The following is a 19929-nucleotide window of genomic DNA, read 5'->3' as shown; positions in this document are numbered from 1 at the left end:
GCGTCCCGGTCGAGCAGATTTCATAGAAGCTGCTGTTCAGCGGCCTGTTCCAGTAGTGCTCGTGCGGAGTCCGCGTAGCGCATCGCGGTTTTCTCGTCGAGCCCGAACACCTCGGCGAGGTGGAGCGGGTCCGGCCCGTGGGTGAGGGCCTCTTCGAGCTGCCGGTCGACGCGGAGCCGCTCCAGCGTCGCGTCCTGGCCGCGCATCGCCGCGCTGATCCAGTGGTTGCTTGCGCGGCTGGTCTTCATGGCGGTCTGGTTGTTGATCAGCAAGTGCAGGTTTGCCGTGTTCGGCCACCGGCGTCGCCGGTGCTTCAGCCAGTCCAGCAGCAGTTTCATCGTGAGGTCGTCGAGCGGGCGTGCTCGTCCGGCGATACTGACTTCGGCTTGTCAGGGTGAACCTTGGCGAAGTGCCTGATGGGCTTGAGGTGCTGGCTGTATGGACGACCGTGGCAACGGGGTCGCTCGGGCCACCCGTTCTGCCGATGTCCGGCAACCGGACCGGCTCATGGGTGCCGCCAGCAACGGGTGACCCCGCCGCGGAGCCCCACATACTGTTGCCCCTTACGTGAGCAGGGCATACGGGGGTAGGGAACATGGTGGACGAGACGGTACGTGCAGGCGCCGGGCATCGTACGGAAGTCTTCGTGTGGCTCGGTCTCGCACTACTCCTGGGCGCACTGTCGGCCCTGGTACTGATTCCCCAGGCCCAGCATCTGCGCTCGCTCCGCGACGGTGTGCGCGCCGACGCCACCATGCATACCCGCGGCACGTGCGCGCTGGGACAGTGCTCGGTCGCCTTCGAGGCGCAGGACCGCACCGTCGTGGCGGCCTTGCCCCCAGGCAGTAGTGGCAGCAAATACCCCGTGGGCGCGCACCTCACCGTCCGGTACCGGGCGGACGATCCGCAGACAGTCGCCGCCGCGGCCGACGTGGAGGGCGGCGGGGCGACCTTGCTAGCCGCCTCGACCGGCGCGGGTGCCGTGTTGTTCCTGCTTCTGCCGGTCATGAAGACGGTGGCCCGAGCACGGCGGCGGCGCGCGGTGTCCAGCGCCGTTGGATGACGTGCCCGCCCCACATGCCGATCACCGTGCTACTGACTTCGACTCGTCAAGGTATGCCGGGGCGTCGAGGGTCAGGCCGGTGCCTGCTATGAAGCCGTCAAGGGTGTCGGGCCGGTATTGAAGCCGTTTAAGACGGTTGCGGACGAGGGTTTCGAGTCGGTCGAGTGAGGACGTCCTCGCGGGTCACCTCCCGCAGGTGGTCGTAGCGGTCCGACCAGCCCAGCAGTGCCGGACGGGCCCCGTTGAGGTAGAGCCAGACCGTGCTCTGCTGTCGGGGAAGGCTGCGGGGGCCGCCGTCATGCAGAACCCGGGTCCAGCGCTCGACCTCTGCCGCGATGCCGGGGGCGAGGCCCTCCAGGCGCTCGGCAAGCCAGTGTTCGAAGGAGGGCTCGCTGTCGTTCAGGAAGATCCCCATCTCCTCAAGGACCGTGGTGGTGTGTCCGAACCGCAGATCGAGGGCCCGGAGCGGGGTGAAGATCTCGCTGTGGCGGATGACGTCGCCCTCGACGTACTCGGTGAGCACGATGGCCAGGCTGCGGTTGACGGCGAAGCGGATGCCGCGTCCCCAGCCCCGTGCCTCGGCGAGCTGGTAGGCGAGGTACTTCGCCCAGGCCAGCCAGGGGCCGGCCAGATCGACGGCGGCCGGGTCGAGATGGCTGTAGTCACGCGGGACCTGCCCGAACAGCGGTAGCTGTCTCCAGTCGGCACTCGGTCGCCAGGCCGGCGCGGGTGGTGGCTTCCGGACGGCTCCCCGCCCTCCTCCGCGGTGCGCAACGACGGGTGCAGATCCTCTGCGGTAGTGCAAGCCCATGAAGAACAGTTGGTGGTGCCGGACGGAGTTGAGCCGGCCCTCACGTCTGCCTCGGCGGGCGGCTGGCCGACGGTGGTCTTGGCGTGGAGCCGGGCCTGGCACCAGCACAGTCGGCAGTAGCCCCACTTCAGCGGCTGGACGCGGCGGCAGCCGACGCAGGTGGCCGTCTTGTGGCTGCGGCCGAACATGTAGCAGGCAGGGCAGAGGCGTCCGCTGAAGTCGCCCCAGGCCAGGCAGCTGTCGCAGGAGTCGGTGGGCTTGCGGTAGCCCTTCGGATACCGGCTCATGTCGGAGGCAGCGACCGGCCATCGCGGCGCTTGGGCACCACGGCGGGCGCGATGGTGCCGGAGCCGACCGCGACTCGACCGGTCCCTTCCTGGCCAGGGCGGTTGACCTTGCCCGGCTCCGGGATCAGCAGGTCTCCGATCTCGCAGCCGAGGACGACGCAGATGACGTCCAGGTCCTCCAGCTTGAGTGAGACCGGCTGCCCGGACCACAGCCCGGACATCTTCCCGGCCGAGATCACCAGGCCGTGCTCCGCGAGGTTTCGCTGAAGCTCGGACGCCTTCCAGATGCCCTTGTTCGCGGCGGTCAGCCGCAGGTTCCACCTCATCGGACCAGTCCTTCCAGCGCTTCGCGGCCCGTTCCATCCCGGTGACCCAGGCGTCCTCGACCCGGGTCTGCTGAACGTGGATATAGCGCATCGTCGTGGCAATCCAGGAGTGTCCCAAGACCTCCTGGATCGCGAGCAAGTCCAGCCCGTTCGAATAGAGTTGGGATGCGCAGAAGTGCCGAAGGACGTGCGGCGTCAGCTTCTCGCCATGTCCCACAGCGGCCGACCGAACCAGGTCCTGATCTGGTCCAGATGCCCGACGTCCCCGCGGATTGTGCCGTCCGCCAGCCCTGCCGAGGCCCGCGCGAGGACGAACCCGGACAGCACGTCGGTCTCGAACCGCTCCAGCTCCTCAAACGATGCCGGCGCCCAGTGCTCACGCAGGTCCCGTACGACTGCCAGTGCCGCCAACCCGAGCCTCCTCGCCTTCATTCCGACTGCCGATCGGTCGGACGAGGTGAGAACGCTTCAGGAATCCCGAAGTTGCGTCACCGGATCACAGAGCGCTCGAAGGAGGAGGAACCCCCTGGCCACAACGGAAAGGACTCCGCAGAGCTCAGGAGAACTCACGGGATGTCGCACATCAGCGGGGCAGGATGCGCAGTACTGCCTCGTGGTCGCCGCTGAGCCGCAGGCCTTGCTGTACTGCGGCGCTCAGATCGAGGTCGCCGAGCAGGGTTGCGGCCAGCAGGTGCGGCGGTCCGGTTAGGGACGCGGTGGGGTGGTCGACCCGGCCGGCGTGTGTGTGCACCGAGCCGTCCTTGACTTCGATGACCAGGTCTTCGTTGCCATCGGCGTGCAGTTGCAGGGCGATTGCCGGCTGTTCGGGGCGGTGGTCGGTCAGTGCCCGGGCGGGCATGTCCAGCCAGTGGGTGCGGAAGGTGTCGTTGCCGGCCGGCTCACGCAACAGCGGAATTCCCCAGCGGCTCAGCTCCCGCAGCACCGGCTCCAGCTCGCGGCCACGCTCGGTGAGGGAGAACAGGGTGGTGGCCACCGGCGGCGGGGCGGCCTCGCGGTGGATCAGGCCGGCTTCCTCGAGTTCGCGGAGCCGGTCGACCAGCAGGTTGCTGGCGATCCCGGGCAGCCCGTTGCGCAGGTCGGTGTGCCGGCACGGACCCAGGGCGAGTAGCTCACGGACGATCAGCAGGGTCCATCGGTCGCCGACGGCGTCCAGTGTTTTCGCGATGCCGCAGTACTGCCCATAGGTGCGCATGCCGCCACCCTACATGGTGGTTGAGATTCAATACTCTCTTGTTGACTTTCTCAACAAAGCCGGTCTAGCGTCGCTGCCCATGACCACGACCCTTTCCGTACGTCGGCTGGCCTGGGCCGGCGTCGAGATCCGTCTCGGCGACACCCGCCTGCTGATCGACCCGCTCGAGAACGTCGCTCCGCTGGCGCCGGTGATGGGGCCGCCGCACCGGCCGGTCGACCCGGTCGACACCCCGCCCGGCACCCACGCCCTCATCACCCACCTGCACCCCGACCACTACGACCACGACCTGATCGCCCGGATCGCGGCCACCGGCACGATCGGCTGCCACACCCCGAGCGCGGCGGCGCTGCACGAGGCGGGCATCACCCCCGTTGCCCAGGACCTGGGCCGGTCGCGCCGCATCGGAGAGCTGACCGTCACCCCGGTGACCTCGCTGGACTGGCGCGGCAACGACTGTGACCAGGTCGCCTGGGTCGTCGAAGGCGCCGGCCGGCGAGTCATCCACTGCGGCGACACCCAGTGGCACGGCAGCTGGTGGCAGATCGCCCGCGACCACGGCCCGTTCGACGTCGCGTTCGTCCCGGTCAACGGCGTCATCGCCCACTTCGAGGGCTACGCGGCCAACGTCCCGGCGACCATGACCCCCGAGCAGGGCGTCGAGGCCGCCGTCGCACTCGGCGCCGGCACCGTCTGCGCCATGCACTACGGCCTGTTCCACAACCCGCCGTTCTACACCGAACAACCCGACATCGAGCAGCGCTTCCAGCACGCCGCCGACGAGCGCGGCATCACCGCGGCGATCATCGCCGACGGTCAGCCCGTCCTCTGACCATCAGAAACCATCAGGAACAAGGAGCAACACATGAAGATCGTCCTGTTCGGTGCCAGCGGCAACATCGGCCGGCCCACCACCGAGGAACTACTGCGTCGCGGCCACACCGTCACCGCGGTCACCCGAGCCGGCCACGTCGACGGACTCGAGCACAAGGCCCTGACCGTGACCACCGGTGACGTCACGGACGCCGCCGCGGTCGCCGGCCTCGCCACCTCCCACGACGCCGTACTGTCGGCCGTCGGCCCCCGGATCGGCCAGGAGGACGACCGCGCCACGATCGTCGGCGCCGCCCGTGCGCTGATCGACGGACTCCGCCGAGCCGGCGTCACCCGCCTGGTCACCATCGGCGGTGCCGGTAGCCTGCGCACGCCGACCGGCGCCCGGGTCATGGACGACCCGGACTTCCCCGCGCTGTGGAAGGCCAACGCCGAGGCCCAGTCCGAAGCGCTCGACCTCTACCGCGGCGTGCACGACCTCGACTGGACGTACGTGTCGCCCGCCGCGGTCATCGGAGCGGGCGAGCGGACCGGGGCCTACCGCAGCGCCGGGGACACCCTGCTCACCGACGACGACGGCAACAGCCGCATCTCGTACGCCGACTACGCGATCGCCTTGGCCGACACGATCGAGAGCGGCACCGCGATCCGCCGCCGCATCACCGTGGCGTACTGAGCCATGAGCAACGACGCCGCCGGCCGGCACACCCGGTTCATCGTCCTGCTCGCAGCGCTCGTGGCCCTGGGACCACTGTCCATCGACGGCTACCTGCCCGGACTGCCGGACCTCGCCGGCGACCTGCGCGCCAGCGCCGCGGCCACCCAGCTCACCATCACCGCCTGCCTGGCCGGGCTGGCCATCGGGCAGCTGATCGCCGGGCCGCTGAGCGACACCTACGGCCGGCGGCGTCCGTTGCTGGCGGGCCTCGCCCTCTACACGATCGCCAGCGCGCTCTGCGCGGTGGCGCCCGACGTCCGGACCCTCGTCGGCCTACGCCTGGTCCAGGGCATCGGCGGGGCGTTCGGCATCGTCATCGCCAACGCCATGGTCCGCGACCGCACCTCCGGAACCCGCACCGCACGTCTCTTCTCCGCACTGACCTTGATCACCGGCCTGGCGCCGGTGTTCGCGCCGGTCCTCGGCGGCCAGCTACTGCGCGTCACGGCCTGGCCGGGGATCTTCGTGAGCCTGGCCGTACTGGGCGCCGTGATGCTGGCGGCCTCCGCCGCAGGACTGCCGGAGACCCGGTCCTCCGCGTCGCCCCAGCCGCTGCCGGCTGTCGTCGGGCAGCTGCTCAGCGACCGGGTCTTCACCGGGTACGTCCTGGCCAACGGCCTGGTCTTCGCGGCGATGTTCGCCTACATCTCCGGCTCGCCGTTCGTCCTGCAGGAAATCCACGGCCTGTCACCGCAGCAGTACAGCGCCGTGTTCGCCGTCAACGCCGCCGGACTCATTGCGGCCGCCCAGATCAGCGGCCGGCTGGTGGCCCGGGCCGGCGCCCGCGTGCTGCTGCTCGCCGGTCTGCTGGGCGCGACAGCCGGTGGCACCACGGTCCTGGGAGCGGTGCTGACACGGGCACCCCTGCCCGTGCTCCTGATCGGCCTGTTCGTCCTGGTCTCCAGCGTGGGCCTGGTCATGCCGAACGCCGCGGCCCAGGCCCTGGCGGACCACGGCGGACACGCCGGGTCGGCAGCCGCTCTGCTCGGCTTCAGCCAGTTCATGTTCGGCGGGGCACTTGCTCCGCTGGCCGGCGCGGGTGGCGCCACCGACGCCTTGCCGATGGGAATCATCGTCGCCGTGCTGCCGGCGCTCGCCCTGCTCGCATTCGGCGTCCTCACCCGGTCGATGCCCGGTGAGCGCACTCGCAGGCCGGCTCGCCGAGGACCTGCCGGGCACTGGCGACCGCGCCGGCACCGCGATCGCAGGCGGGCCGGCATCCAGTGAATCGGGCCGGCGTCTGGCGAACAGGGTGATTCCGCGATCAGCGTGCCAGACGGCACCCGCGCCATTTGGGTGCCGGCCGGGACCTTGCACGCCCACCAGGCGCACGGTGCACTCGAACTGCACCTGGTCGGGCTGCCCGCGAGCGACAACCCGCTCGGCCTGGACCGGCCGACCGTCCTGGCGGTCGGCCCCCTCCTGCGGGAACTGATCCCCGCCTACGCGCAGGCCCCGAACGCGGCCGTCTGCGGGCCGTGTTGCCCGACCAGCTGCGGGCCTCATCCCAGCAACCCCTGTACCACGCCTTGGTGCTGCTGGCCGAGAACACCCCGGTCGCCACCGTGGCGCACCTGTGCGGCTGGTCGTCCGCCAGCGCGTTCCTCGACGTCTTCCGCCACACTTTCGGCCACACCCCCGGAACCTGTCCGTGCCGATGTGTCGTCACCCTCGAACAGTCCTGACGGGCCCGAAGGCCGGCGGACCGTCCCCGGAGGCCGTGCAGTTGACGAGCTGGGAGTGGATGGCCGGGGACTGCCCGAGCGACGAGCGGCGCACGGTCCACCGAGCGGAACCGTCAAGTGGTGTAGATGGCGGACGCCAGTGGTTCCTCGATGCCGAGGGGAGATTTCCTCCCCCTCATGCAGTACGACCTGCCCTTCACCATGCTCCTCTTCGACAACTCACCCCGTGGAAGGGCCCGGTGGGAGGTGTCGGTTTCCGGCCTGCGCTCCTCCGGGGCGGCGGACCAGGCCCCCGACGTCGCGGCCCTCGTGCGTGCGGCGGGCGCGTACGGGGTCCGCGTGGCGAAGGCCGAGCAGCTCACAGGGGCTTTGGAGGAGGCTTTCCGGCATCGGGGGCCCGTTCGGGCGGACGGGGTGACGGACCTGGCCGCCTTGTGGGTTCCTCCGAAGACCGGCGCCGAAACCGTGGCCGGATTTGCACGGCCCGCCAGCAAGATCGCGTACGGGGGAGACGGCGGCCGTGTGATCCGGATGGCTCGATCCGGCCTCCCCGACCTGCCCGGCCCCCGAGTCCGCAGGAGTGCGGAACCGCCCGGGGGGCATGCATCCCGTAGACCTGTTCGAGAGCAAGGATACCGGAGGGACATCGCCGTGCGGGTGGGGGCGAAGAACGGGAAGCCGTGGGGGAGAGGGAGGCCGGTGCAGCGCGAGCCGTCCGCCGGCGGGGGCGGGGGCGGAGAAGCGGTGGACACGCTGCGGATCACCCGGAGCGTGCGCCGGGCCGACCTGAAGGCGGTCGGCGAAGTCCGCCGGGACCTGCGGGAGTTGATGCGCCACCGGTGCAGGACCGATGCCGCCGAGGTGGCCGAGCTGCTGATCACCGAGCTCGTGACCAACGCGCTCGTCCACACCGACCGAGGCGCGGAGGTGCACGCGAGCCTCGCCGCCACCCGGTTACGGGTGGAGGTCCGGGACTATGCCGCACGCCGGCCCCGACCGTACGTACCGACCGCCGACGACGGTACGCACGGCCGGGGACTCGTGCTGGTGCAGGCGCTCGCCGACAACTGGGGCGTGGACGCGCTCGCCTTGGGCAGCGGCAAGGTGGTGTGGTTCGAGCTCGACGGACGGCACGAGGCGTCGTAGCGCGGGCCGTACGACGCAGGGCCCGCCTGAGGAGGCGGGCCCCGTGGGGTTTCCCCGGACGAGCGGACGGCATCAGCCGAACTGCTGCTCCAGGTCCTTCAGCTTGCGCTCCAGCGAGTCCAGCCGGGGAATGGTCTGGGTGTCGTCCTCGGCGGTGAGGTCCACCATCCGGGTGCCGGTCACGTCAAGGGACTCGGTTCGGTTGACGGCCTGCAGGGAGGGCCGGCGTTGCAGGGGCAGTTGTCCTGATTCCGGTATGGCCGGCTCCGCGCCGACCGGCGCGGAGCCCGCTCCCTGCGTCAGTTCCGGGAGCTCGACCTGGCGGCCGCGCGACCGTCCGAACGCCCGGTTCTGCCGGCCCAGCGCCTTGATGCGTGCCCGGTCCAGCCGGTTCTGATCGCGCCTGCGGTGCCGGTCCTGCTCCCGCTGCTTCTTGTCCTCGCGCACCTCGTCCACGGCCTCGTCGAGGGTGCGTACCCCCTCCAGCAGCATGAGCGACCAGGCGCCGAAGGTCTCCCGGGGGGCCCGCAGCCAGCGGACCATCCGGATCTGCGGCAACGGCCGCGGGATCAGGCCCTGTTCGCGCAGCGCCGCCCGGCGGGTCTGCTTGAGGGCGCGGTCGAAGAGCACGGCCGCCGAGAGCGACATCCCCGCGAAGAACTGCGGGGCCCCGTCGTGGCCCATCCCCCGCGGGGCGTGCACCCAGTTGAACCACGCGGCCGCGCCCGCGAACAGCCAGACGAGCATGCGCGAACCGAGGGCCGCGTCGCCGTGGCTGGCCTCGCGCACGGCGAGCACCGAGCAGAACATCGCGGCGCCGTCGAGGCCGAAGGGGACCAGGTACTCCCATCCCCCGGTGAGGTTGAGGTTCTGTCGGCCGAAGCCGACCAGCCCGTGGAAGGAGAGCGCGGCGGCGACCGCCGCGCAGCAGAACAACAGAACGTACGAAGCGGTCCCGTAGACGGCTTCCTTGCGCCGCCGCCGTTCCTCGCTGCGCTCCCAGCTGTCGTCGGCCGCGGCCTTCTCGCTCTCCCGCCTGCCACGGGCCAGCACCGCAACTGCCGCAAGTACGCCCAGGATCAGCAGGCTGCCGGGCAGCAGCCAGTCCAGCGATATGTCGGTCAGTCTCATGCGGATGTCCCTCGCCTCGCGTGTGCGGCCATGCGGCTGTACGGCTTTCCGGGCGCCATAGTGGCGTAGCCGGTGAGGCGTGCACGCGGGTTTCGGGGCAAGTTGACGCCATCGGGGGGCGGGGCCCGCCGGATAGGGTGTTGTGGTTCGAACTGACGCCCGTGTGGGCTGAGTTGCGTTCGAATACGATCAGTCGTACGGGGTGGGTTCAGGCGGCGGTCGCCGCGAGACGGGCGATCCGGTCGGCGTCACAGGTCCGGGGACAGGTGACACAGGTGTCCTCGGGGCGGATGGTGTAGAAGAAGCAACAGCCGGCCCGGTCCCGGGTGGGCAGCTCCTCACCGGCGGGGCCGGTGAGCGTACGGAATCCCGCGCCGCCCGGGGGCCCCTCCCAGTGGTAGCTGGGGGAGTACGGGGCGGTGGACCTCGGCAGGAGCGCCTCCAGCTCGGCCATGGCCCGCTGCTCCTCGCCGAGCAGGTTGCCGATGTACCAGAGGCCCTCGACGACCTCGTCGGTCACCATGCCCCACAGGGCGCGGCGGCCGCGCCGCATGCGCGGGCCGAAACCTTCCAGCAGCGGCCCGAGGTGCTGGGCCACCGCTGCCCGCACCTCGTCGCGCAGTGCCTCCTCGTCGGGCACGACGCGGGCCCCCGGGAGCGCGGCCGCGGGATCGTCCGGCAGGCAGGCGAATTCCCCGATGTGCACGCTCATCCGGCCCAGCGTCCGGTGGAAGGCCACCTCGGTGACCGGGAGGCGGGGGACCCGCCGGTGCAGGAACCAGGGGAGGGTGATCAGCAGGCAGGCCGGCCACGCATACCGGTGCAGTCCGAAGCCCGCGATCACGTCGGGGCGGGCCTGGGTCCCGTAGTCCCTCAGGACCTGGGCGTTGTCCCAGGCGAGGAAGGCGTCCAGGGCCGGCCCGCCGGCGGCGAGCTCGTCCGCGCCGACCCATCCCACACCGCGAGGGACGGGTTCGTCGGCGGTTCGCTCGATCACCCGCAGCCCGCCGTACGCCTCGGCCAGCCTGGCGAACGCGTCCATCACCGCAGAGCCGGGCGGGGTGGATGTGACAGCCGGAAAGGTCGTGACGGTCATGACGGGCCACCGAATCACAGAATCACACGATCGTTAACAGGTTAGCCTTACCTTACCTGATTCGGATCGATCCGCACCCCTCCCTGCGCGCGCCGTCACTTATTCTCAGGACAGGTCGAGACCCGGAGGAGGACCGCGTGCACGAAACGGCCCAGGCCCGGGTGCCGGCACAAAGGCAGAAGGTGTTGCGCCATTCGGTGCGCGGACAGGTGCTCGACGCGCTGCGCGCGGCCCTGATCGACGGAGAGCTGGTGCCGGGGGAGATCTACTCGGGCCCGGCCCTGGGGGAGCGCTTCGGGGTCTCCGCGACCCCCGTGCGCGAGGCGATGCAGCAGCTGGCCGTGGAGGGGGCGGTGGAGTGCCTCCCCAACCGGGGCTTCCGCGTGCTCTCCCGCACCCCGAAGGAGCTCGCCGAGCTGGCCGAGGTACGGGCACTGCTCGAAGTCCCCGTGATGATCCGGCTGGCCCGCACGGTTCCGGCGGCCACCTGGGAGGCCCTGCGTCCGGCCGCCGCCGCCACGGCCGAGGCGGCGGCGGCCGGTGACCTGCCGGGATACGCGGAAGCGGACCGGGACTTCCACCGGTCGGTGCTGCGGCTGGCCGGCAACGACCAGCTGGTGCAGGTGGCGGAGGAGCTCCACCGCCGGGCCCAGTGGCCCCTGCCGGGCGCTCCGCGGGTGCGCCGGGCCGATCTCGTGGCCGACGCGGCGGAGCACTCGGCCTTGTTGGAGGCCCTGATCGGGCGGGACCTCGCGGTGGTGGAGTCGCTGGTCCGCGAACACTTCGCGGGCTCCCCCGCCTGACCGGACCTCCGCCCGGGACCCCACGCCGCTCCCGGCCCCGCCGGCGTTCGAGGCGCGGGCGCGGAGCGCCGTGCGGGCACCGGAAGCCGCGCCGCAGGCGACGGGGCGCCGGGTGGGTACCGGAAGCTACGTCGCGGGCGACGGGGTCGGGTGGAGCTGGTCCGCCAGCCAGGTGGGGATGCCGCCCAGCAGGTGGAACAGGCGGCGGGCCTCCGCGCGGAGCCGGGTGGCCTCCGGTTCCGGTTCGGCCTCGGCCAGCGCGGCCAGCGCCGGGGCCGTGCCGATCAGGAAGCCCAGGTCCTCCCGGATGCGCAGGGATTCCGCGAAGCCCTTGCGGGCCTCGGCCACCTCCCCGTCCCGCAGGGCCAGCGCGGCCAGGTGCCGCCAGGTGAAGGACAGCAGCAGCGTGTCCCCGTGCGCCTCCGCCCCGGCGTGGGCCCGGTGGTAGGCCGGCCGGGCCGATTGCGGGGCGTCCGCCAGGTGCTCGGCGACGAGCCCCCGCCGGAAGTCCAGCAACGGGCGGGTCCGGGACTCCGGCGACAGCAGGGCCGCGGCCCGGCCCAGCGCGGAGCGGGCCTCGTCGGCCCGGTCGCGTACGCCGAGCACGGTGGCGGCGTACGCCAGCTGGCCCCGTTCGCACGCGGCCGCTCCCCGGTCGTCGTCGTCCTGGGACACCGCCTCGGCGATCCGCAGCGCGTCTTCGGCCTCGGCCCAGCCCTGCCCGGTGAACAGGCACCGTTCCACCAGCAGCGCGGTCCGCTGCACGGCGGCCCCGGCACTGCCGGCCTTGCCGATGTGGGGCGTCAGGAGCGCCGCCGCATCCGTCCAACAGCCGCGCGAGCGCAGCCGCCATATCGCCCGCTGGAGGGGGTCGTCTCCTCCGCTCGTTCCGGCACCCGACATGGCGGTGTCCGCCACATTGCCCTCCCCAAAGCAAGCAAGCAGCACATCGTTGAGCCCTGGGGCGAAATGAGAGCACGGATTCACGGCATCGGCCAAGGGGTTGGGTGAACTCTTTCACAAAGTCCGGACGGATCATCAGCCGCCCCGTGGCCGAACCCCGACGGCCCCGGGACGGATCTCCTCAGCTCATCCGCAGTGCCAGGAAGAAGTCGAGCTTGTCCTCCAGCCGGGACAGGTCCCGACCCGTCAACTGCTCGATTCGTCCGACGCGGTAGCGCAGCGTGTTGACGTGCAGGTGCAACCGCGTCGCGCAGCGGGTCCAGGAGCCGTCGCAGTCCAGGAAGGCCTCCAGCGTGGGGATGAGCTCCGCGCGGTGCCGCCGGTCGTAGTCCCGCAGCGGGTCCAGCAGCCGGGCCGTGAAGGCGCGGCGGACGTCGTCCGGGACGAACGGCAGCAGCAGTACGTGCGAGGCCAGCTCGTGGTGGCCCGCCGCGCAGACCCGGCCCGGGCGCGCCGCGGCCACCCGACGGGCGTGCCGGGCCTCCTCCAGCGCCCCGCGCAGCCCCTCGGCGGAGTGCACGGCCGCGCTGACGCCCAGCGTGAGCCGGCCGTCGTCGGCCAGGCCGGCCGCCAGGGGGTCCCGTACGACGGCGAGCAACTCGTCGGCGTGCAGGGCGGAGTCGGGGCCCTTGTCCTCCCCGGCGTCCCCGGAGAGCGAGGGCAGCGGGACCAGGGCGATGGCCTCGTCACCCGCATGGGCCACGGCGATCCGGTCCGAGGGCTCGGGCCCCGACACGGACGGGTCGACGAGGATCTCCTCGAGCAGCGACTGGGCCACCGGGCCGCCGGGGATGTCCCCGCCCTCCCAGTCCACCCGGGCCACGACGACCTGCCAGTGCGGGGCGGCGCCCAGTCCGGGCAGCAGGACCGGGGCCGCGACCCGCAGGCGGGCGGCGATCTCCGCGGGCGGGGCACCCGTCTGGACCAGTTCGAGGACCTCTTGTGCGAGGCGGCGGCGCACGGTGCGGGCCGCGTCGCGCCGGTCCCGCTCCACGGCGATCAGCTGGGTGACGCCCTGCAGCAGGTCGAGGCGTTCGGCGGGCCAGTCGCCCGCGTCCGCCTCGACGGCCAGCAGCCAGTCCGAGAGCACGGTCTCGCGCACGTCCCGGGCGCCCGGGACGGCGGCCCCGCGCCCGTGTCCCCTGATCGGGAAGAGCGAGTAGGTAATACCCTGGATGGAGATCCGATGCGGCCCCCTGCGGCCCGTCCGGACCGCCGCAAGGTGCTCGCCCGCCAGTGCTGCGCACACGCCCGGCGCCAGCGGCTCGCCCGCCCCGGCGATCTGCCGGCCGGTGGGGGACAGCACCCAGGCCCGGAGGTCGAGGTCGGTGGTGAGCAGATCGAGCACCACGTCGGGGCCGCCACCGGCCGGACCCGAGGTCATCAGCCGGCGGTGTCGGTCGACGACGGCCGCGAGGTCTCCGGCGCGCTCGCCCGAAACCTGCCGGACGACGTACTCGGTGATCGTGGCGAATGCAACGTCCTCGTTCACGGCGAACAGCGGCAGCCGGTTGCGCACACAGGCCGAAACAAGATCATCGGGAATGGCCTGCAGCTCCGCCTCGCCCGCGGCGAGCCCGGCGACGCCCGCGCCCGCCAGGATTCGTACGAATGGCTCGGAGTCGGCTGAATTTCGTCTCCATGCCAGGCCGGTCAAGACGAGTTCGCCCCCCGACAGGTACCGGCTGGGATCCCGTAGGTCGGTCGTCATGACCCCGCGGACCGTCCGGTCGAGTTCACCCTCGCCGCCGAGCAGCCGCAGCCCCAGCGCCTCGGTTTCCAGCAGTGCGCGCAGCCGCATGATGTCGCCGCCGATCTGTCTCGAATGTTGCCGTTGGGAAACGGGCAGGTCGTCGCATCCTGCCTTTCATACGAATCTACAAGACGAGGGAGGCCGTCAGCCAACTCCTTCATGGTTTCAGTGACTGCACCGGGGGGCGAGCTGCTTGTGTACTGGGTCCACACCGCGTTAACAGCACGTGAACGACCAGTCGAGGGCTCTCAGGCCTCCTGGCTTGAAGTAAACGACACGATGAAGAAGAAGAGAGCCGCTCATGGACTTCCTTCGCCCCGCCAGCTGGGAGGAGGCGCTCGCCGCTAAGGCCGAGTTCCCCTCAGCTGTGCCGATTGCGGGTGGCACCGACGTGATGGTCGAGATCAACTTCGACCACCGTCGGCCGGAGTACCTCCTGGACCTGAACCGCATCGGTCTGCTGCGGGAATGGGAGGTCGGCGAGGACGTGGTCCGCCTGGGCGCCTCCGTCCCGTACACCCAGATCATGGAGAACCTCCGCACGGAGCTCCCGGGACTCGCGCTCGCCTCGCACACGGTCGCGTCCCCGCAGATCCGCAACCGCGGCGGTGTCGGCGGCAACCTCGGTTGTGCCTCGCCGGCCGGCGACTCCCACCCCGCGCTGCTCGCGGCGGGCGCCGAGGTCGAGGTGGAATCCGTACGCGGCTCCCGCCTCATCCCGATCGACGAGTTCTACACGGGTGTGAAGCGCAACGCGCTGGCCGCCGACGAGCTCATCAAGACCGTTCACGTCAAGAAGGCGGACGGCCCCCAGCAGTACTCCAAGGTCGGCTCCCGCAACGCGATGGTCATCGCGGTCTGCGCGTTCGGTCTGGCGCTGCACCCCGAGACCCGCACGGTCCGCACCGGCATCGGTTCGGCCGCGCCGACGCCCATCCGGGCGAAGGCCGCCGAGGAGTTCCTGAACGCCGCGCTCGACGAGGGCGGCTTCTGGGAGTCCGGCAAGGTCATCACCCCGTCGATCGCCAAGCAGTTCGGTGACCTCGCCTCCGGCGCGGCCAACCCGATCGACGACGTCCGCGGCACGGCGAAGTACCGCCGTCACGCGGTCGGCATCATGGCTCGCCGCCAGCTCGTCTGGACCTGGGAGCAGTACCGCGGTACCGGCAACGGCCGCTCGCTTGAAGGGGCTGCGTAATCATGCGCGTCAATTTCACGGTCAACGGCCGTCAGCAGGAAGCCGACGACGTGTGGGAGGGCGAGTCCCTCCTCTACGTCCTGCGCGAGCGCCTGGGCCTGCCGGGTTCCAAGAACGCCTGTGAGCAGGGCGAGTGCGGTTCCTGCACCGTCCGTCTGGACGGCGTACCGGTCTGTTCGTGTCTGGTGGCGGCCGGTCAGGTCGAGGGTCGCGACGTCGTGACCGTCGAGGGGCTGGCGGAGTTCTCCAAGCAGCGCGACGAGCACGGCCACGGCGGTGCCTGCGGTACCGGCGGCGGTTGTGGCAGCAAGGGCGTGTCCCTGGACGCGGCCAAGCAGTGGCAGGCGCACGGGCCCGGTCGAGCGGCTGACTCGCAGACCGGCGAGGGCGTGGAACTCTCCACCATCCAGCAGGCGTTCATCGACGCCGGCGCCGTCCAGTGCGGTTTCTGCACCCCGGGTCTGCTGATCCAGGCGGACGCGCTCCTGGAGGAGAACTCCTCCCCGTCCGACCAGGACATCCGTGAGGCCCTGTCCGGCAACCTCTGCCGCTGCACGGGTTACGAGAAGATCCTCGACGCGGTCCGCCTCGCGGCCGCCCGTCAGGGAGAGGCGGTCTGACCATGGCGCAGAACACCCGCACCGTGCCCGCCGGTACGCCGACGAACGTCACCCAGAAGCACAACAAGGGCGGCATCGGCGAATCGATTCTTCGCCCGGACGGAACCCTCAAGGTCACCGGCGAGTTCGCGTACTCCTCGGACATGTGGCACGAGGACATGCTCTGGGGCCAGACGCTGCGCAGCACCGTCGCCCACGCCGAGATCGTCTCCATCGACATCACCGAGGCGCTCGCCATGCCCGGCGTGTACTCGGTGCTGACCTACGACGACCTGCCGGCCGAGATGAAGAACTACGGCCTGGAGATCCAGGACACCCCGGTCCTCGCCAACGGCCGGGTGCGTCACCACGGTGAGCCGGTCGCCCTCGTGGCCGCCGACCACCCGGAGACCGCCCGCCGCGCGGCGGCCAAGATCAAGATCGACTACCGGGAGCTGCCGCTCGTCACGGACGAGGCCTCCGCCCTCGCCCCCGGCGCGCCGCTGATCCACGAGGGCCGCGACGACCACCACATCGGGCACGTCCCGCACCCGAACATCGTGCACCGCCAGCCGATCATCCGCGGCAACGTGGAGGAGGCCCGCAAGCGCGCCGACGTCATCGTCGAGGGCGAGTACACCTTCGGCATGCAGGACCAGGCCTTCCTCGGCCCGGAGTCCGGTCTGGCCGTGCCGTCCGAGGACGGCGGCGTCGAGCTGTACGTCGCCACCCAGTGGCTGCACTCGGACCTCCAGCAGATCGCCCCGGTCCTGGGCCTCCCGCCGGAGAAGGTCCGCATGACGCTCTCGGGCGTCGGCGGCGCCTTCGGCGGCCGCGAGGACATCTCGATGCAGATCCACGCCTGCCTCCTGGCCCTGGCCACCAACAAGCCGGTCAAGATCGTCTACAACCGGTTCGAGTCCTTCTTCGGCCACGTGCACCGCCACCCGGCGAAGCTCTACTACGAGCACGGTGCCACCAAGGACGGCAAGCTCACGCACATGAAGTGCAAGATCGTTCTGGACGGCGGCGCGTACGCCTCCGCCTCCCCGGCGGTCGTGGGCAACGCCTCCTCCCTCTCGGTGGGTCCCTACGTCCTGGAGGACGTGGACATCGAGGCGATCGCGCTCTACACGAACAACCCGCCCTGTGGCGCGATGCGCGGCTTCGGCGCCGTCCAGGCATGCTTCGCCTACGAGGCCCAGATGGACAAGCTCGCCGCGAAGCTGGGCATGGACCCGGTCGAGTTCCGCCAGCTGAACGCCATGGAGCAGGGCACGATCATGCCCACCGGCCAGGTCGTGGACGCCCCGGCGCCGGTCGCCGAGCTGCTGCGCCGGGTCAAGGCCCGCCCGCTGCCGCCCGAGCGCCAGTGGGAGTCCGCCGGCGAGAGCGCGGACGTCCGCGCGCTGCCCGGCGGCCTCTCGAACACCACCCACGGCGAGGGCGTCGTCCGCGGCGTCGGTTACGCGGTCGGCATCAAGAACGTCGGCTTCTCCGAGGGCTTCGACGACTACTCGACCGCCCGCGTACGGCTGGAGGTCATCAACGGCGAGCCCGTCGCGATGGTCCACACGGCCATGGCGGAGGTCGGCCAGGGCGGCATCACCGTCCACACGCAGATCGCCCGTACCGAGCTGGGCGTCACGCAGGTGACCATCCACCCGGCCGACACGCAGGTCGGCTCCGCCGGTTCCACGTCCGCCTCCCGGCAGACGTACATGACCGGTGGCGCCGTGAAGAACACCTGTGAGGCGGTCCGCGAGGCCCTCCTGGAGATCGGCCGCCGCAAGAACGGCTCGTACCACCCGGCGTGGGCCACGGCCGAGCTGCTCCTCGAAGGCGGCAAGGTCGTCACCGACGGCGGCGAGGTCCTCGCGGACATCGCCGACATCCTGGGCGACGAGGCCATCGACCTCGAGCTGGAGTTCCGGCACGCGCCGACCGAGCCCTTCGACCTGGTCACCGGCCAGGGCAACGGCCACGTCCAGTACACCTTCGCCGCGCACCGCGCGGTCGTCGAGGTGGACACCGAGCTCGGCCTGGTCAAGGTCGTCGAGCTGGCGACCGCGCAGGACGTCGGCAAGGCCCTCAACATGCTTTCCGTGGTCGGCCAGATCCAGGGTGGTACCACCCAGGGCCTCGGCGTCGCGATCATGGAAGAGATCATCGTGGACCCGAAGACCGCGAAGGTGCGCAACCCCTCCTTCACGGACTACCTGATCCCGACCATCCTGGACACCCCGACCATCCCGGTCGACGTCCTGGAGCTCGCCGACCCGAAGGCCCCCTACGGCCTGCGCGGCATGGGCGAGGCCCCGACCCTCTCGTCCACCCCGGCCGTCATCGCGGCGATCCGGCAGGCGACGGGTCTGGAGATCAACAAGACGCCGATCCGTCCGGAAGCCCTGACCGGGACCCTCTAGGACGGCGTGGTCCGGGGGCCGCGAGGCCCCCGGACCCCCTCAGACTCTCCGGGCGGTGTGCATGGGAACGTCACACTTCGCGCCACACCGTCCGGAGGACGTACGAAGCACCGCACCGCTCGCGGTCCCTTCACCCGGCAGTACCCCTGCAAGAACCCCCGTGGTACCAGCGGTCACCCCCGCACTACCCGCAGTAAACGCAGTGAACATTCGCGTCGCCTCGGGCCGTCACCCCGGGTCGTGCAGCCAAACGCAGCATCCCAAATCCCGCGTCTCCAATCTCCAAGCGGGTGCCCCTTTGAACCTTGGGAGTTAGGCACCATGACCCAGTCGTCAGTAGAGCCCAAGACCACCGCGGAGGAAGCCGGCGACGGCTCTCAGCCGCCCGCCGGACGGTCCTGGCTCGACCGCTATTTCCATATAACGCACAGAGGCTCAAATGTCGGCAACGAGGTTCGTGGCGGCATCACGACCTTCATGGCGATGGCGTACATCCTCCTGCTCAACCCCCTGCTCCTGTCGGGCAAGGACGTCGCCGGCACGGTCATGGACGGGTCGGCGATCATCACCGCCACCGCGTTCGCCGCAGCCGTCACCACGCTCCTGATGGGCTTCGTCGGCAAGGTGCCGCTCGCCCTCGCCGCGGGTCTGTCCGTGTCCGGCGTGCTGGCCTCGCAGGTGGCCCCCCAGATGACCTGGCCGCAGGCCATGGGCATGTGTGTGGTCTACGGTGTCGTGATCTGTCTCCTGGTCGTCACCGGCCTCCGAGAGATGATCATGAACGCGATCCCCCTCGCGCTCAAGCACGCGATCACCATGGGCATCGGCCTCTTCGTCGCCCTGATCGGCTTCGTCAAGGCCGGTTTCGTCGGCAAGGGCCCGGAGTTCGGTCCCCCCGTCCAGCTCGGCGCCGTCGGTGAGCTGTCCGGCTGGCCCGTGCTGCTCTTCTGCATCACCCTGGTCGCCATCTTCATGCTCCAGGCCCGCAAGGTGCCCGGCGCCATCCTGATCGGCATCGTCGGCGGCACCGTCCTGGCCGCGATCCTCAACGCCATCGTGGACATCGACCCGAAGGCCTGGAAGAACGGCCCGCCGGAGCTCGACGGCTCCGCGGTCTCGATGCCGAACTTCTCGCTCTTCGGCGACGTCTCCTTCGGCGGCTGGGGCGACGTCGGCTACATGACGGTCGGCATGATCGTCTTCACGCTGGTGCTCGCCGGCTTCTTCGACGCCATGGCCACCATCATCGGTGTCGGTACCGAGGCCAAGCTGGCCGACGACAAGGGCCGCATGCCGGGCCTGTCCAAGGCGCTCTTCATCGACGGCGCCGGTGGCGCCATCGGTGGCGTCGCGGGCGGCTCCGGCCAGACCGTGTTCGTCGAGTCCGCGACCGGCGTTGGCGAGGGTGCCCGCACGGGTCTCGCCTCCGTGGTCACCGGCCTGTTCTTCGCCGCCTGCCTCTTCTTCACCCCGCTCACGCAGATCGTCCCGGGTGAGGTCGCCTCCGCGGCGCTGGTCGTCATCGGCGCGATGATGATGCAGAACGCCCGCCACGTGGACTGGGCCGACAGCGCGACCGCGATCCCGGTCTTCCTGACCGTCGTGATCATGCCGTTCACGTACTCGATCACGGCCGGCGTCGCCGCCGGTGTGATCTCCTACGTCGCCATCAAGATCGCTCAGGGCAAGGCCCGGGAGATCGGTGGCTTCATGTGGGCGCTGACCGGGATCTTCCTGGTGTTCTTCGCCCTGAACCCGATCGAGCACTGGCTCGGGGTCGGCTGACCCCGAACCGCCTGATCATCACGTACCCGCACCTCCACGTATCCGATGCACGCATCAGATCCACGTATCAGATACTGGAACCGAACCTCTCC

Annotated in this window: 19 protein-coding genes and 3 pseudogenes; 12 read left to right on the top strand and 10 right to left on the bottom strand. The window is 70.7% G+C overall.

Features of this window, described 5'->3' with window-relative positions:
- Positions 1–20: 20 nt before the first annotated feature.
- Entirely contained in the window at positions 21–338 is a 318-nt protein-coding gene (locus ACIQK6_RS09250; protein ID WP_402694602.1) for a hypothetical protein, read from the bottom strand.
- 257 nt (positions 339–595) lie between these two features.
- Between ACIQK6_RS09250 and ACIQK6_RS09245 the strand changes: the two genes are divergently transcribed.
- Positions 596–1063 carry a DUF3592 domain-containing protein gene (locus ACIQK6_RS09245; RefSeq protein WP_402694601.1) on the top strand — a complete coding sequence of 156 codons (468 nt, stop codon included), beginning with the start codon at positions 596–598 and terminating at the stop codon, positions 1061–1063.
- 127 nt (positions 1064–1190) lie between these two features.
- Here the strand turns inward: ACIQK6_RS09245 and ACIQK6_RS09240 are convergent, their stop codons facing one another.
- The 5 genes and pseudogenes from ACIQK6_RS09240 to ACIQK6_RS09220 form a co-directional block, all read right to left on the bottom strand.
- Positions 1191–1874, bottom strand: a complete 684-nt coding sequence (locus ACIQK6_RS09240) for a hypothetical protein (RefSeq protein ID WP_402694600.1) — start codon at positions 1872–1874, stop codon at positions 1191–1193.
- A gap of 283 nt (positions 1875–2157) precedes the next feature.
- Positions 2158–2487: a helix-turn-helix domain-containing protein gene (locus tag ACIQK6_RS09235; protein ID WP_402694599.1), complete on the bottom strand. Its 330-nt coding sequence runs from the start codon at positions 2485–2487 to the stop codon at positions 2158–2160.
- 127 nt (positions 2488–2614) lie between these two features.
- Positions 2615–2704, bottom strand: a pseudogene (locus tag ACIQK6_RS09230) (integrase); the annotation flags it as partial.
- Positions 2683–2898: a hypothetical protein gene (locus ACIQK6_RS09225; protein WP_329098029.1), complete on the bottom strand. Its 216-nt coding sequence runs from the start codon at positions 2896–2898 to the stop codon at positions 2683–2685. The pseudogene ACIQK6_RS09230 and the gene ACIQK6_RS09225, both read right to left, overlap by 22 nt.
- 172 nt (positions 2899–3070) lie before the next feature.
- Positions 3071–3700, bottom strand: coding sequence for a winged helix-turn-helix transcriptional regulator (locus tag ACIQK6_RS09220; RefSeq protein WP_402694598.1), 630 nt, complete (start codon positions 3698–3700; stop codon positions 3071–3073).
- A gap of 79 nt (positions 3701–3779) precedes the next feature.
- On the opposite strand from ACIQK6_RS09220, the gene ACIQK6_RS09215 reads away from it, so the two are divergent.
- The 6 genes and pseudogenes from ACIQK6_RS09215 (at position 3780) to ACIQK6_RS09190 (ending at position 8083) form a co-directional block, all read left to right on the top strand.
- The gene (locus ACIQK6_RS09215; RefSeq protein WP_329098025.1) at positions 3780–4532 is read left to right on the top strand and encodes an MBL fold metallo-hydrolase; all 753 of its coding nucleotides are present in this window, start codon (positions 3780–3782) and stop codon (positions 4530–4532) included.
- 33 nt (positions 4533–4565) lie between these two features.
- Complete coding sequence (locus ACIQK6_RS09210; protein ID WP_329098023.1) at positions 4566–5210, top strand: NAD(P)H-binding protein; 645 nt, start codon at positions 4566–4568, stop codon at positions 5208–5210.
- Positions 5211–5213: 3 nt separating this feature from the next.
- The gene (locus tag ACIQK6_RS09205) at positions 5214–6479 is read left to right on the top strand and encodes a multidrug effflux MFS transporter (RefSeq protein WP_329098020.1); all 1266 of its coding nucleotides are present in this window, start codon (positions 5214–5216) and stop codon (positions 6477–6479) included.
- A gap of 42 nt (positions 6480–6521) precedes the next feature.
- A pseudogene (locus ACIQK6_RS09200) lies at positions 6522–6937 on the top strand (AraC family transcriptional regulator); the annotation flags it as partial.
- Positions 6938–7063: 126 nt separating this feature from the next.
- A pseudogene (locus ACIQK6_RS09195) lies at positions 7064–7327 on the top strand (thiamine pyrophosphate-dependent enzyme); the annotation flags it as partial.
- A gap of 309 nt (positions 7328–7636) precedes the next feature.
- Positions 7637–8083 (top strand): ATP-binding protein, encoded by a 447-nt coding sequence (locus ACIQK6_RS09190; RefSeq protein WP_402694673.1) that lies wholly within the window; start codon positions 7637–7639, stop codon positions 8081–8083.
- 72 nt (positions 8084–8155) lie between these two features.
- On the opposite strand, the gene ACIQK6_RS09185 is transcribed toward ACIQK6_RS09190, so the two are convergent.
- Positions 8156–9214 (bottom strand): DUF2637 domain-containing protein, encoded by a 1059-nt coding sequence (locus tag ACIQK6_RS09185; protein ID WP_329098018.1) that lies wholly within the window; start codon positions 9212–9214, stop codon positions 8156–8158.
- 208 nt (positions 9215–9422) lie between these two features.
- Positions 9423–10310 carry a (2Fe-2S)-binding protein gene (locus ACIQK6_RS09180; protein WP_329098017.1) on the bottom strand — a complete coding sequence of 296 codons (888 nt, stop codon included), beginning with the start codon at positions 10308–10310 and terminating at the stop codon, positions 9423–9425.
- Positions 10311–10447: 137 nt separating this feature from the next.
- On the opposite strand from ACIQK6_RS09180, the gene ACIQK6_RS09175 reads away from it, so the two are divergent.
- The gene (locus tag ACIQK6_RS09175) at positions 10448–11113 is read left to right on the top strand and encodes a GntR family transcriptional regulator (protein WP_329098015.1); all 666 of its coding nucleotides are present in this window, start codon (positions 10448–10450) and stop codon (positions 11111–11113) included.
- 126 nt (positions 11114–11239) lie between these two features.
- On the opposite strand, the gene ACIQK6_RS09170 is transcribed toward ACIQK6_RS09175, so the two are convergent.
- Both ACIQK6_RS09170 and ACIQK6_RS09165 read right to left on the bottom strand, forming a co-directional pair.
- Positions 11240–12016, bottom strand: a complete 777-nt coding sequence (locus ACIQK6_RS09170) for a hypothetical protein (protein ID WP_329107533.1) — start codon at positions 12014–12016, stop codon at positions 11240–11242.
- Positions 12017–12197: 181 nt separating this feature from the next.
- Positions 12198–13877, bottom strand: a complete 1680-nt coding sequence (locus ACIQK6_RS09165; protein WP_329098013.1) for a PucR family transcriptional regulator ligand-binding domain-containing protein — start codon at positions 13875–13877, stop codon at positions 12198–12200.
- 253 nt (positions 13878–14130) lie between these two features.
- Here ACIQK6_RS09165 and ACIQK6_RS09160 point away from each other — a divergent pair, with 253 nt between their 5' ends.
- The 4 genes from ACIQK6_RS09160 (at position 14131) to ACIQK6_RS09145 (ending at position 19837) form a co-directional block, all read left to right on the top strand.
- Entirely contained in the window at positions 14131–15027 is an 897-nt protein-coding gene (locus ACIQK6_RS09160; RefSeq protein WP_329098012.1) for a xanthine dehydrogenase family protein subunit M, read from the top strand.
- A 2-nt stretch (positions 15028–15029) separates the two neighbouring features.
- Positions 15030–15647, top strand: a complete 618-nt coding sequence (locus ACIQK6_RS09155) for a (2Fe-2S)-binding protein (protein WP_328788163.1) — start codon at positions 15030–15032, stop codon at positions 15645–15647.
- Positions 15648–15649: 2 nt separating this feature from the next.
- Positions 15650–18052: a xanthine dehydrogenase subunit D gene (pucD, locus tag ACIQK6_RS09150; RefSeq protein WP_329098010.1), complete on the top strand. Its 2403-nt coding sequence runs from the start codon at positions 15650–15652 to the stop codon at positions 18050–18052.
- Positions 18053–18373: 321 nt separating this feature from the next.
- Positions 18374–19837, top strand: coding sequence for an NCS2 family permease (locus ACIQK6_RS09145; protein WP_329098008.1), 1464 nt, complete (start codon positions 18374–18376; stop codon positions 19835–19837).
- The last annotated feature ends 92 nt before the right edge of the window (positions 19838–19929 follow it).

The organism is Streptomyces sp. NPDC091682 (assembly GCF_044756625.1).
In the GTDB taxonomy this organism is placed as follows: Bacteria; Actinomycetota; Actinomycetes; order Streptomycetales; family Streptomycetaceae; genus Streptomyces.
This window is presented reverse-complemented; position numbering and strand designations above follow the sequence as displayed.